The sequence below is a fragment of the Marinilabilia sp. genome, from assembly GCF_016278715.1.
Taxonomy (GTDB): Bacteria; Bacteroidota; Bacteroidia; order Bacteroidales; family Marinilabiliaceae; genus Marinilabilia.
On sequence record NZ_JADQBH010000288.1, the window covers coordinates 1 to 13,653 of the forward strand.

Consider the following 13,653-nt stretch of genomic DNA (forward strand, 5'->3'; position numbering starts at 1 on the left):
TCCGATCTATTAATAATTTGGAACAGTAGAATTAGCAATGTTTGAAAACTTACTATTCGGTAATATTAAATGAAATTCTTTCGGTAGCAGTGTTTCCGGCAGCATCTTCCACTTCAATGTTTAAGGTATAAGCCCCTTCCATAGCATCTTCCGGAATAGGACCAAATACCTTTTCTCCGGTAAAAGTATGAACCTTACCTGAAATTGAAAATCCCTTAGGATTAGGACGCCAAACCTGAGGATCGTCGATGCTTTTCAACGAAGAAGCACTTTTCAGTTCCGTACTCAACGAAAAAAAGCAGGTATCCAGCGCCACATCATCGGTTAGTTCTCCTGAAATCTCAAAAGCATTGACTCCTCTCACAAAGGATGCACCTTCGGTTGGAGCGGTGAGGTTAATTACTGGATTCACGTTATCAACAGGAACTTCTTCATTGCCATCATCATCGCTGCCACAGGCAGCAAATCCGAATGAAACTATGAAAGCCATCAAAAACAAAAGGGGATTTAAACGATTCATTTTCATAAAACAATGATTAATATTAACAAACTATTTGGATTTATATTCCTGATAAACAGCTTTAATGCCTTCTTCCAGTGAAATGGATGCCTTAAAGCCAAGATTGTTCAGTCTGGAAACATCCATCAGTTTTCTGAACGTTCCATCCGGCTTACTATCATCCCAGTCAATGCGCCCTGCATAACCGGTAATTTTCTGTACCAGCGAGGCCAGTTCTGCAATGGACTGATCCTCTCCTACACCAATATTTATGTGCGTGTTTCTGACCTCCTTAAGTCCTCTCTCCTTCACAATATCTTCAAAACTCACTTCATTCATCAAAAAGATACATGCACGAGCCAAATCTGTGGAATGAAGAAATTCCCGACGCGGCTTTCCCGAACCCCAAAGTTTCAGTTCCACAAAATCATTGGCACCAAATATACCAAATTTTTCAAGAGAACTCACCAATTCTTCATTGGTTCCGTTCACATCAACTCCTTCTACGGGACTTTTGGTGAAATCGTTACGGATGCCCTCAAAATCATTATTCATCAACATACCTGCCAGATGCATTTTACGAATCAGCGCAGGTAATACATGTGAACCCAACAGATTGTAATTGTCATTAGGACCATATAAATTGGTGGGCATCACCGAAATAAAATCTGTTCCGTACTGAAGATTATAGGATTCGCACATTTTCATACCCGAAATCTTGGCAATGGCATAGGGCTCATTGGTATATTCCAGTACATCAGTGAGCAGATGCTCCTCTTTCATTGGCTGCGGACAGGCTTTAGGGTAAATGCACGAACTCCCCAGAAACAGCAATTTTTCCACACCCGACTTCCATGAAAAGTGAATGATGTTGTTTTGTATTTGCGTATTCTGGTAGATAAACTCTGCCCTGTAAGTATTATTGGCCAATATTCCACCCACTCTGGCGGCAGCCAGAAACACATATTCCGGTTTTTCTTTTTCAAAAAAATCCTCGACAACCTGTTGATTAAGTAAATCCAGTTCGGAGCGCGAACGCAACAGCAAATTATTAAATCCCAGTTCTTTCAATTCACGTACGATGGCTGAGCCAACAAGCCCTTTATGGCCGGCTATAAATATCTTACTGTTTTTATCCATTATTCATAATAGTTGAGTGTTCGGTAACCTCCGTCATTCAGGAACTTATCGCGCTTCATCAGTTTCAGATCGCTTTCCATCATATCTTCAACCAAACCTTTCAGGTCATACTTCGGCTCCCAACCCATTTTTTCTTTTGCTTTGGAGGGGTCTCCAATCAACAACTCCACTTCTGTAGGACGAAAATATCGCGGATCAACCTCGACCACACATGTTCCTTTTTCAAGCTGATATTCAGAATTGTTACAGGCCACCACATAACCTTTCTCATCAACACCTTCGCCTTTGAACTCCACATCAATGCCAGCTTCGGCAAAAGCCAGTTTTACAAACTCGCGCACTTCAGTAGTAACCCCGGTGGCCACCACAAAGTCTTCAGGCCTATCCTGCTGAAGCATCAGATACATTGCTTTCACGTAATCTTTGGCATGTCCCCAGTCACGTTTGGCGGATAGGTTTCCAAGAAATAGTTTTTCCTGTAAACCCAATGCGATACGGGCTGTGGCACGAGTAATTTTACGGGTCACAAAAGTTTCTCCCCGAATAGGCGACTCATGGTTAAAAAGAATCCCATTACAGGCATACATATCATAAGCCTCACGATAATTCACCGTAATCCAGTACCCATACAATTTTGCAACAGCATAGGGGGACCGTGGATAAAACGGAGTTTTCTCGGTTTGAGGAACTTCCTGCACCAGACCGTATAGTTCACTGGTAGAAGCCTGATAAAACCTGGTCTTTTGTGTCAGCCCCAAAAGTCGAATCGCTTCCAGTATCCGCAACGTCCCCACACCATCGGCATTTGCAGTATATTCGGGTGTGTCGAAACTCACCTGGACGTGCGACATGGCCGCTAGGTTGTAAATCTCATCCGGCTGAACTTCCTGGATGATGCGAATCATATTGGTGGAATCTGTCAAATCGCCATAATGCAGGAAAAAATTGCGATGTTCAACATGAGGATCCTGATACAAATGGTCAATCCGGTCCGTATTAAAAAGGGAACTACGTCTTTTAATTCCATGAACAATATAGCCCTTCTTCAGAAGAAACTCTGAAAGATAGGCGCCATCCTGACCGGTAATCCCGGTAATGAGTGCTACTTTTGCCATCTCTTTTATTCTGGTTAAGTGTGTTTTCGTTTAAAAAACAACAAATTTACAATAATTGGACTACTCTTCCATACAATAAGCCACTAGATTTTTGGATACTGAATCATCACTGACTTATAAAAACTGCATTATTTTCTTATCCCTCTTTTCCGGATAAATTTTCCCAGTACCAATGAATGGCCTGTTTGAGTCCGTCTCCCACCTTAAATTGCGGATGATATCCCAACAGTTTCTTTGCCTTTTCCACCGAAGCCAGTGAATGGGGCACATCCCCTTGTCGTTGTGGGCCGTATTGAATGTTTACATCTGCAATTTTGGCGTCATATTGTGAGAGTAGTTTCTTCAGATGATCAATGAGTTCGTTTAAAGAAGTGCGTTCTCCACAAGCCACATTGTAAACCGTATTGACAGCCCCGGGAAGTTCAACAGTCGCCGCCAGTTCGTTGGCCCTCACCACATTGGCAACAAAAGTAAAATCACGAGAGAAAGAACCATCGCCATTGATCACCGGTGATTCTCCTGCAATCAGGGCACTTACAAATTTGGGAATAACGGCAGCATAAGCACCGTTGGGATCCTGACGAGGTCCGAAAACATTGAAATATCTGAGTCCGATAAGCTCCATACCATAAAGTTTTCCAAAAACATCGGCATACAACTCATCCACATATTTTGTAATCGCGTAAGGCGATAATGGTTTTCCTATTTTATCTTCCACTTTAGGCATCACTTCACTATCACCGTAAGTTGATGAACTTGCAGCATAAACAAAGCGTTTTACACCAGCGTCCCGTGCAGCCACCAGCATATTAAGAAACCCACCCACATTTACGTCGTTGGAGGTAATGGGGTCATTAATAGAACGCGGAACGGATCCCAGGGCTGCCTGATGTAAGACAATTTCCACCCCTTCCACTGCTTTTTGGCAATCCTCCATCTTTCTGATGTCTCCTTCGATCATGGTAAACGACGGATGCTTTTTAAAAGGCGCTACATTCCCGGGTTTTCCTGTTGAATAGTTGTCCAGACAAATAACCTGGTTATCCTGTGTGAGTAGTTTCTCAATGATATTGGAACCGATAAAACCGGCTCCGCCTGTCACCAGGACCTTCTTATTCGATATTTCTCTCATTTTAAATTGTTTTAACCGGATAAAAATGTTTTCGCTCTTTAACCCATAAAAGACCGAAGATGATTACACATAAATAGTCTTTGCAAGAAAACACCAACTACTGCGTTATTCTCGTTTTTGAATCAGTTATTTACGAAGAGTAAACTCCCTGAATTCAAAAACTTCGAAAGCCTTGTATTTGGAGCTTTCTTATCAAAGACTTAAAAATCCTTAGTTTTCTTGCTGGCACTAAATAAGTTCGGTCTAAAAAGCATCTTTATTGCCAAACTCTTTGCTAATTTAAATTTTTGAACACTCATTAACAACAGGTTAACTCCGGTACAAAAATTTTCAAAGCCTTGATTTTTTGTAAAATTATACCTTTTTAGACTACACTCATAAATTAAAGCCCCGACTAATTTCCAAAAAAAAAGCGGCAAATGCCGCTTTTTTCAAATTTTCTTTACACTATTTGGCGTAATTAATGGCTCGTGTTTCGCGAATCACAGTAATTTTCACCTGTCCGGGATAGGTCATCTCGGTCTGAATCTTACGTGCGATATCGGCCGACAATAGATCTGCCTCATGGTCGCTGACCTTCTCACTACCCACAATCACTCTCAGTTCACGTCCGGCCTGTATGGCATAAGTTTTCAATACTCCTGGATACGAAAGTGCTAAAGTTTCCAGATCCTTCAGGCGCTTAATGTAAGCCTCAACCACTTCGCGACGGGCACCTGGACGGGCACCTGAAATGGCATCACACACCTGAATAATGGGAGAAATCATGGTAGTCATTTCCACTTCGTCATGGTGAGCACCAATGGCATTAGAGATATCCGGTTTCTCCTTATACTTTTCGGCAAGTTTCATTCCCAGAATTGCGTGTGGTAAATCCGGATCCTCGTCACTCACCTTTCCAATATCATGTAGCAATCCGGCACGTTTGGCACGCTTAGCGTTCAAGCCCAGTTCTGATGCCATAATCGCACACAAATTGGCAGTTTCTCTACTATGTTGTAACAGATTCTGTCCGTAAGAGGAACGATATTTCATCTTACCAATCAGTTTAATCAATTCAGGATGCAATCCATGCACACCCAGGTCAATAGCAGTCCGCTTACCATTCTCAATCATCTCTTCTTCCACCTGTTTACGCACCTTGTTCACCACTTCCTCAATTCGGGCCGGGTGAATACGACCATCGGTTACCAACTGGTGAAGAGCTAAACGGGCAACTTCCCTGCGCATGGGGTCAAAGCCTGAAAGCACAATCGCTTCCGGGGTATCGTCCACAATAATTTCCACGCCCGTAGCGGCCTCAAGGGCCCTTATGTTACGACCTTCACGACCAATAATGCGGCCTTTAATTTCGTCCGAATCAATATGGAAAATGGTTACTGAATTCTCGATAGCTGTTTCGGTAGCGGTACGCTGAATGGTCTGAAGAACAATCCTTTTAGACTCTTTATTGGCATTAATCCGGGCTTCATCCATGATGTCGTTAATGTACGACATCGCTTCGGTTTTGGCCTCTGCTTTAAGCGATTCGATCAGCATCTCTTTGGCCTCATCGCCCGACATACCGGAAATAGCTTCCAATTGCTCCACCTGCCTTTTGTGTGTCCTTTCAAGATCCTCACTTTTCCTTTCAACCAACTCCAACTGCTGATCCAGATTATCCCGGATAGCATCAGTTTCTTTCTTTTTACGCTGCAACTCTTCCATCTTTTGCGAAAAAGTTGTCTCTTTTTGCTTCAATTTACTCTCGGCAGCAATAATTTTCGTATTGCGCGCATTAATTTCCTTCTCATGTTCTGCTTTCAATTGCAGAAACTTCTCTTTAGCCTGAAGTATTTTATCTTTTTTGATGACTTCGGCTTCTGCTTCTGCCTCCCGGATAACTTTACGCGATCTGGACTTGAGGGCTGTATTTATCAGCACCCATACCAAACCACCACCGGCCAGAAAGGCAACTATTGCTATTACTATTTCCATTGTCTCGTTTTTAACTAATGATACAAAAAAACCGCACCTTCGTCCTGAAAATCAACGCGACATCGATACACAAAGCATCAATGCATTCAGGAAAAGTGCGGGCAACTTATCTAAAAAAAATACTATTCTTCAGAAAGGATTGCATCAATTTTATCGTTCAAGTCATTAACGGCATCAACAATCGGTGAATAATCATGTTTGTTTTCAAGTTCCAACATCTTAATAACATACTGAAGAGAAGCCATGGCCAGGAAATCCTGGACATCCTTGTCGTGATACCGCTGTTTATACTGTAAAACTTTCTCATTAATAAGACGGGCAGCTTTCCTGATCTTCTCTTCATCATCCCTGTCTATTCTCAGCGGATAATAACGGTCTGCCACATTAACTCTTATGGAAAGCTTGTCATCCATTTAACTTACTTAACGATTTAAAAGTGCAATGCACTTATCAATTTCCCGCACAATCTGGTTGATCCTGTTCTTTGTCTGCTGAACATCTCCGGGTGCATTCTCAAGCACTTTTGCCATCTTTGTATGTCCGAGTTGCTCTTCCAAATTTGTTTTGGTGTTAACGGCGTTCTTTAACTGACTGGTAAGTTGTGATACTTCATTCTTCAACATTTCATTTTCCCGCTTCGTATCACGGTACAACTGCACCAGCCGGTCAACCCGAGTTCCCAATTCAACAACCAACTCTGTATTTGGATCAACCATTGCTCAATTTATTCATGATTTATATCTGACCTCATTCAAAACTTAACAATCGTAATTGTTAAGTTGTTCTCAATTTATCAGGGGTCAATTGCACAGTCAGTTTTTCATTTTTCCCCAGAAAAACCCCTCAGTGTTTGATTATTTTTTAAAATTAAGCTTTTTATTATAATCCATTTAAACCATTTCTTTAAATATAAAACCAAATCGGTATTATGGATATTTCAGTACAAAATTAACATTGTTTCATAATTACCCAAAATTCGCAACAGAAAAAAATATTTTATTTTATGGAAGGTCTTTTTTTTCATTTCAAAGAACAAAAAAAAGGGAGAACCGGTTAATTGTTCAGGGTGGACGGATTGGATAATAACAATTCTGTTGAAAACTGATGAGCTCTTAGCTGTTAGCTGTTAGCTGTTAGCTCTTAGCTCTTAGCTCTTGGCTCTTGGCTCTTAGCTGTTAGCTGTTAGCTGTTAGCTCTTAGCTCATAGCTCTTAGCTCATCAGCTCTCTGGGTCATCAATAGTCCAATGTCAGCTGAATACCCGCTTTTATCCAACGGCCGGGACGAGCCAATTCGCCCATGTCGTAGTATTCCTCATCAAAAAGATTGGTAGCCTCAGCAAAGAAGCGCCAGTTCTGGTGTTTCCAGGTCAGACGTAAATCGGTCATCAGGAAAGGTTTGTACTCCACCAGCGCATCATCCGCTGAACTTTGATAGGAGCCCACACGATCCTGATAAAGAAAATTCCACCGGGCTGATACATTACCCATAATTTTATGCTGGATGCCAATGTTCAACTTATGCTTTACATGATTGAGCACATACCTTGACTCATAGCCAGGATCCGGATTTTTATTTTGCTCCAGCCAGGCATAACCGATTTCCATTTTTTGCACAAACAGAAGTCCCAGTTTGTGGGGGAAAAGCGTTGCCATTACTTCAACCCCATAAGCGTCTATTTCATTCACATTGGTGGTGGTATATTCTTCCTGGCCTAGAGGTCGGCCCCAGTCAATCAGATTCTTTCCCTTCCGATAAAAAGCATTTGCATGACCCGAAAAAACAGAACTGATGTATTTCATTCCGGTTTCTAACGTAGCAGCCTCTTCGGGCTCCAAGTCAGCATTTCCAACATGAATGGGACTGTTGTACGACAAATCGGTAAAGGTGGGCATCCGCAACGACTGATTGTAGCTTGCCAGCCACTTCCACCTGGGTGAAACCCAGTAACTGACATCCACACCGGGGAACCAGTTCAAATGGTAATCCAGACCTGAATTAAAGTTGGCCATCACCCCTCCCGAAACAGAAAAATTTCCCACTTTAAAATTATGTTCGAAAAACAAAGAAGCATTCGCTCGGCTGTAACTCTTTGTGAAGAAAACACCCTCTTCCCCCGGGACATCAAGTGGTTCATCCAGTTCGTTTCCGATATTATTACTCCAGATATTCTCCGAGCGCAGCTCTCCTCCTACCGAAGTTTTGCCCAAAGTCCAGGGAATGGTCGCATTTATATTTCCGCCATAAACATCGGTAAGGTGATAATTGTGATTGACGTACCAGTCGGGTGCATCATTTTTGTCGCGAAACAACTCAAAACGGTCGTGATGTCGTCGCCAGTAGATAGTTGGTTTCAGTTTTATGATTTTCCCTGTTTCGAAACCCAGAGAAGAAAAGAAAGTACGGGTTTCCTCGTATTGATTGGGATAAGCAGCAGTATAAAAAGAATTGGCTCCAAAAGCCTTTGTTGTATAACCGGTCTGAAAGTTCAAAGATTCACTATCTTTTTGATAACGAATCTGATAGAATAGATTCATCAGGTCAAAGTCGGTATTGTCTATATAACCATTGCTGCTGCCTTTGCTTGCAGAAAAAAAACTGGTGGTATTACCAATGTTGTGATTTAAGGAGGCTCCTGCACTGTAGAGTCCATGTTCGCCGGTAAGAATATTTGCAGATACTTTATTTTGGGTCGATGTAGCGGTAACAATATTGACCGCCCCGCTAAAGGCATTGGGCCCATGAACACGGGCTGCCGGTCCTTCTATGATTTCAATGCGCTCGATACTATTCAGATCCACAGGCAAATTCAAATTGTGATGTCCTGTCTGAGGATCGGTAATGTTTACTCCGTTGAGCAAAATCATCACCTGGTCAAAGGAACCGCCTCTAAGACTCAGGTCAGCCTGAACACCCAGGGGCCCCCGCTCGCGTACATCCACATTCATCATGTATTTGAGCAACCCCTGAACACTCTGAACCGGAAGGGCATCAATTTCGCTACGCGGAACCACCGTAATCAAGCGGCCCACCTCCGAGTAGAGCGAAGGAGCGCGGTGGGCGGTCACCTGAACTTCCGCAAGACGGATTCTGTTGGTAATTGAATCTGTCTCGGCCTGTGCAAAGGTATTCATGTATCCAAGACAGATAAAATAAGAAGTGGCCAACATACCTATTTTCACCTCACGATGCAAGGTATTGAAGGCGGCATAACTACGATGTTCCCAACGTTTAAACACCAGGGACTTGACAATTGAAATATACTTTTTGATCATCATTAAATAATGTTTTGAGATTAATAGATGGCGCAAAGATAGCCATAAAGAAAACCCTGAACTATCTCAAAACACTCAAAAAATCTTTAAAAACATCACCAAAATCCCGGTTAAACCCTTCACTAGAGGCATATTTCTGGTTTATTTCCAGTTCAATACCTGCATATTTTCCAGGCCCCAACTGATTCCTTAAGGCAAAAACGTGACCATCGTTCTTTCCCTGATATGGGTAATTCATTCGAATTCGCAAGCCGGGCATCCTGTCACTAATCATTTTTCGCCACATTAAGGCCATCTCTTTTTCCGAGCCAAACCGAGGGTCGTAAAGCAGCCCGATATCCGCATTTCGTTTTTTCCCCTCAAGAACCGGTGTAAAGGAATGAACCGAAACATGAAAAATAAACCTATTTTCATGTGCCAGAGACTTAAGATGGAAAAAAAATTGTTCCCGGAAAGGACGATAATACCTGTCAATAACATCGAGCTTTTGCAAAGAATCCAGTGGACGGGTAAACTCAGAAAACAAAGTTCTTTTATTCAGGGAACGATTCAGATCTATCAAAAGCCGTGTGGTTTCAGAAAATATTGAGAAATCCACCCCCGAATTCACCATTTCAAAAAAAAGTTCAAGAGCACCTGGATCCCATCCTCGGTGAGATTCAAGAACATCCGAAGCATTTCTGAACAATTCTCTGAACTCATCAGGAACAATGTTTCCGCCATGCTCACAGGAGAGCACAACAGAAATTTCTTCGGGGAAAGCCCTTATATTCATCAGTATAAAATCAAACGAACAAACGTGTTACCTTAAGCTAAATAAAGCTGAACTTTCAGATTAAAAATTACCGCCCATGACCGGAATAATCCCAAAATATTAAAGACAAAAAGTATAAGCCCTTATATGCCTTAAATGGTTCATTAATTACCTTTTGTCTTATGTTTCTTATCTGTTTAATAATTTCCAAACAAACGATTTTCTTCCAGGCAAAGGGCCAATTCACGATAAACATTCTGAAAATGTTGCCTAGAAAAATCATCTCCCATCGCTTTCAACAATCGTTGAGCCAGAGTACCTGAATTCAGAATTTCCGAAAAAGCCCCGAAATACTCCGGATTCATCACCCCTTGAAGTAATGGCTTAAGAAAATGCCACAAATCTCCGGCAGTCATCCGTTTCTCGCCACATCCCCAGAATTTTAAATAGTGAGGATCATCAATAACAGCCCCGTTCGAATTCCGGATGGTTTCCCGAAAAATTGCGGCCAGATTGTTTTCGTGCCATTTTACTTGTTCCTCAAAAGGAGAAAATGCCCCCTCCACTATCAGTTTTATCAATCCCGTTATGGCATCCACTATTGCAAGGTCTGCCAAAGGAGCCTCCTGATTATCAACCACCCTGATTTCAATGGCACCTCTATCGAAGCGGGAGATGGCTCCCCTTGAATTCAGGAAATGCTTATCCAGCACCTTTTCCTGGTCAAATGGGGCAATGTCACGAACAATAGGATCAAAGATTTGTCGGTGATAATCTTCTTTATTAAACACCCGTTCAGGAATAATAACACCGGCAATAGAAGGAATTTTCTCCTGATTGTGTCCATAAGCCTCAAGTCTGCAGTCGTGAAAGCCGGTAAACCGTCCATCCAGAAAAGGTGTAGAAGCAGCAATGGCTGGGATAACAGGTAGCACCATTCGGATTGCTGCATGAAGACGTCCGAATTCATCATCGCCACTAAAAGGCAAGTTAATGTGTGTACTTTGCAGGTTGCTCCACCCGTGGCCGCGACAATCGAAAATACGATTATACAAATTATAGATTTCATTGTACTCATGCTGCCACAAACGGGTCTCGGTATGCGGATCCATCCATGGATGAGCTCCACCCGGCAACAGCTGCGCATCAAACTCCCGTAAAAGTTGATTGATCTGCACAACATTGGCATGAAAATGCTTATGCAACCCATCTCTGGAAATTACCGGACCGTTGGTTTTTAGTTCCACCACATGGTTTACCAATTCATTGCTCCAGGCTATCTTCCCGTTTTCAAAATCTGAAGTAATTTCACCCGTTACCATTCTGAGTAACTCATCACAAACCGGCAATACATTGAGACTTTTCCGGGCCACAATCATATACTCCAGTTCAATACCGGTAACATCAAAAAGGTGAAAATGATTCGTTCTACTCATGCTTCAAAAATTACTTGCTTACGTTATTCTTTCCCCCGTTGCTCTGACTTTTATCATCCGGTGACAATCTCGGGACCTGATTGTTTTTCTGGTCCAGCAAAAAGAGAATAATCCGTTTATAGAGTTCGTCTTTCAGCAAAGTATCTTCAACACCCCCATCAATGTTGGGGTTGTCATTCACTTCAATCACATAAGTTTTGCCATCCACCTCCTTAATATCGACACCATATAGTCCGTCGCCGATCAACCGGGTGGCCTTCAATGCTGTTTCCACTACATTCACAGGCGCTTCCGAGGGATTCATTATATCAAAATTACCCTCCACCTCCGACTTCTTTTTACTGCTCCAATTGTATATCTGCCAATGACCCGTTGCCATATAGTATCGGCAAACAAACAACACCTCGTTGTTCAGCACCCCTACACGCCAGTCGTAATCGGTTGGCATAAATTCCTGAGCAATTACGAGATCCGAGGTTTTCAACATCTCTTTAACCTTTACTTTAAACTCCTCTTTGTTGGCAACTTTTATCACTCCCTGCGAAAAAGAAGAATCCGGGAGTTTTAGCACACACGGGAAGCCCAACACATCAGCATCTTTTGGATTGCCTGACAGCAAAACCAATGTTTTAGGGGTGGGAATTCGAGCATTTCGTAACAACTCATTCAAATACACTTTATTGGCGCATTTCAAGATAGAATCGGGTGAATCCAAAACAGCAAGCCCCTCACTCTGGGCTCTCCGTGCAATTCGGTAAGTATGATGATTTACAGCAGTGGTTTCCCGGATAAACAAAGCATCAAATTCTCCAATACGTTCATAATCCTCTTTGGTAATAAACTCAACATAACAACCCAGCTTAACAGCTGCTTCTTCAAAAGCAGAAAGGGCTTTTTTATTGGATGGAGGAGATGCCTCTTCGGGATTGATAAGAATGGCCAGGTCGTATAAATATTTCCCTGGTTTGGCAAGGTCATATCGCTTGCGTTCAAAATAATCGACAGCAAACTTCTCCAGATATGACAAATGGTGTTCTGGAACCTCCTTAAAAGGAATGGTTCGAATAGAGTACACCTCCCACTTTCTGCCATTATGCACAAAACGCACTCTTAAAAAAGGTGCCTGAAACAATTTGTGCATCTCTTTGGCAAGTTTGGCATACTGGCTGGAGATATTTTGGCCAAAATAGATGCTCAAAATAAACTCTCCTGAACGGATTCGGCGTAAACTTTTTTGCACCAAAGCATCCAAGTCGTCGGAGACACTTTTTACAAGCGCTCTTTCTTTGATGTCAAGAATGTTTTTAACCGACGGCACCACTTTATGCCCTCTTGCCTCGGCCAGCAGCGACACATAATATCCGCGGGTTTGATACGCATAATCATTAGAGAGGTTAAATACTCTAACGTTTCTAAGATTAGAAAAGCCAACATCACTCAGATACCTACGGGGAGAAATAACTTCAACACCGGGAATGTCCAAAACCCAATGAGAAGGCTTGTTTAGTACAATAATTTTCTTCACAAAACATTAAAAATTAAAAATACAACGAAAATTTTAAATACTATTCTTTCAGCACAATCAACATATTGGCATCATAGGTAACAATGCCCAACATAATTGAGTTGATTAGACGATTTATATTTACCTGGTAGTAATTTTCACCAGAGATGGGATTTTCCTTGTATGGATCTGCAATCAACACATGGTCTCCTTCCATACCGCTTAATACCACAAAATGGCCCGCAGGTTCCCCCCTCATATCATGATAAATGCATCTGTCCCTGTGGTCGGTATATTCTCTTTTGGAACTATACAGATAAGTTGCACTTAAACCGGTGAGAATAGGAATTCCATTCAACAGATATCGTTCGAAGATGTTTCTTTGCAGGTCCTCAAAAACAATTTCTCCTCCCATTTCAAGGTATTGCTGATAAGCCCTGGTTGCCTGAATAAACTTTTTCCCATTTTTATAACGCAGTTGTTGTTCAAGGCAATCAATCAATTCTCGGTTCGCTAAATTTTCCCAGGAGGGATCGAACATTTTAAGGTTATACGAATAAATCCGGGTTTTCATACCCCTTTGCAAAGCATCCATTCCGAGCATTACGGCCAGGGTTCCCCCCTGAGGCAGGTAATTCACTGAACGCACCACTTCATCCAGCGAAAGGCCCAGTCCCCAGTGCCGATATACTGCATGTAAACTGGTAGGCCCACATGAAGAATCATCCGGCTGGGTAAGTATGCTCACAAAATGCCTGTTTGCCATAATAACAACAATAAGAAACACCGATGTAATATTATGACTTTTTTGAATTGATTGGT

At 42.1% G+C, this 13,653-nt stretch carries 12 protein-coding genes; all 12 read right to left on the bottom strand.

Annotation, left to right across the window (positions count from 1 at the left end; genetic code table 11):
• Positions 1-52 precede the first annotated feature (52 nt).
• On the bottom strand, positions 53-490 hold the full coding sequence (locus QZZ43_RS17510; RefSeq protein ID WP_291862009.1) for a DUF4625 domain-containing protein: 438 nt from the start codon (positions 488-490) through the stop codon (positions 53-55).
• Between the two features lie 60 nt (positions 491-550).
• Positions 551-1,639: a GDP-L-fucose synthase gene (locus QZZ43_RS17515; protein ID WP_291862011.1), complete on the bottom strand. Its 1,089-nt coding sequence runs from the start codon at positions 1,637-1,639 to the stop codon at positions 551-553.
• The gene (gene gmd / locus QZZ43_RS17520; protein WP_291862013.1) at positions 1,639-2,754 is read right to left on the bottom strand and encodes a GDP-mannose 4,6-dehydratase; all 1,116 of its coding nucleotides are present in this window, start codon (positions 2,752-2,754) and stop codon (positions 1,639-1,641) included. Before gmd ends, QZZ43_RS17515 begins: the two co-directional genes overlap by 1 nt.
• A 136-nt stretch (positions 2,755-2,890) precedes the next feature.
• Positions 2,891-3,886 (bottom strand): SDR family oxidoreductase, encoded by a 996-nt coding sequence (locus QZZ43_RS17525; RefSeq protein ID WP_291862015.1) that lies wholly within the window; start codon positions 3,884-3,886, stop codon positions 2,891-2,893.
• A 447-nt stretch (positions 3,887-4,333) separates the two neighbouring features.
• The gene (gene rny / locus QZZ43_RS17530) at positions 4,334-5,863 is read right to left on the bottom strand and encodes a ribonuclease Y (protein WP_291862017.1); all 1,530 of its coding nucleotides are present in this window, start codon (positions 5,861-5,863) and stop codon (positions 4,334-4,336) included.
• A 122-nt stretch (positions 5,864-5,985) separates the two neighbouring features.
• Complete coding sequence (locus QZZ43_RS17535; protein ID WP_291862019.1) at positions 5,986-6,276, bottom strand: cell division protein ZapA; 291 nt, start codon at positions 6,274-6,276, stop codon at positions 5,986-5,988.
• A gap of 9 nt (positions 6,277-6,285) precedes the next feature.
• Positions 6,286-6,579, bottom strand: a complete 294-nt coding sequence (locus QZZ43_RS17540; protein ID WP_291862021.1) for a hypothetical protein — start codon at positions 6,577-6,579, stop codon at positions 6,286-6,288.
• A gap of 518 nt (positions 6,580-7,097) precedes the next feature.
• Positions 7,098-9,140: a TonB-dependent receptor gene (locus QZZ43_RS17545; protein WP_291862023.1), complete on the bottom strand. Its 2,043-nt coding sequence runs from the start codon at positions 9,138-9,140 to the stop codon at positions 7,098-7,100.
• A 58-nt stretch (positions 9,141-9,198) separates the two neighbouring features.
• Complete coding sequence (locus QZZ43_RS17550; protein ID WP_291862025.1) at positions 9,199-9,912, bottom strand: N-formylglutamate amidohydrolase; 714 nt, start codon at positions 9,910-9,912, stop codon at positions 9,199-9,201.
• 176 nt (positions 9,913-10,088) lie between these two features.
• Positions 10,089-11,327: a glutamate-cysteine ligase family protein gene (locus QZZ43_RS17555; protein ID WP_291862027.1), complete on the bottom strand. Its 1,239-nt coding sequence runs from the start codon at positions 11,325-11,327 to the stop codon at positions 10,089-10,091.
• A gap of 10 nt (positions 11,328-11,337) precedes the next feature.
• The gene (locus QZZ43_RS17560; RefSeq protein ID WP_291862029.1) at positions 11,338-12,852 is read right to left on the bottom strand and encodes a RimK family protein; all 1,515 of its coding nucleotides are present in this window, start codon (positions 12,850-12,852) and stop codon (positions 11,338-11,340) included.
• A gap of 40 nt (positions 12,853-12,892) precedes the next feature.
• The coding region (locus tag QZZ43_RS17565; protein WP_291862030.1) for a hypothetical protein at positions 12,893-13,653 on the bottom strand (761 nt) is incomplete at its 5' end.